Source organism: Bartonella sp. AA81SXKL (genome assembly GCF_042196945.1).
Classification (GTDB): domain Bacteria; phylum Pseudomonadota; class Alphaproteobacteria; order Rhizobiales; family Rhizobiaceae; genus Bartonella.
Genome location: NZ_JBHIRH010000345.1, coordinates 1 through 277 on the forward strand (window position 1 = coordinate 1; position 277 = coordinate 277).

The window sequence follows — 277 nt, forward strand, 5'->3', positions numbered from 1 at the left end:
TTTGGCATTTTTTTGCAAAAGATCCTTCAAAGCCGTAGGCACATGACCGGTTAAGACGGAAAGGCGATGCATACTCATTTCCAAACTTGCTTCCATCTGAGCGATATCGGCTTCTGTATTAGCCATTTGCGCTTGTGCATTTGAAACGTCGAGCTCAGAAATATCACCCGCTGTTAATTTTGCCTGCATCACTTCATATGTTTTGCGCTGCGTTGCAGCAATTTGCCGCACAATCAATAATTTTTGTTGCCAACCACGCATTTGAACGTAATTTGTT

Annotated in this window: 1 protein-coding gene; it reads right to left on the bottom strand. The window is 42.6% G+C overall.

Annotated elements, in window-relative coordinates; translation table 11 throughout:
• Positions 1 to 277: TolC family protein (locus ACFINZ_RS11605; protein ID WP_375701598.1), on the bottom strand; the 277-nt coding region annotated here is incomplete at both ends.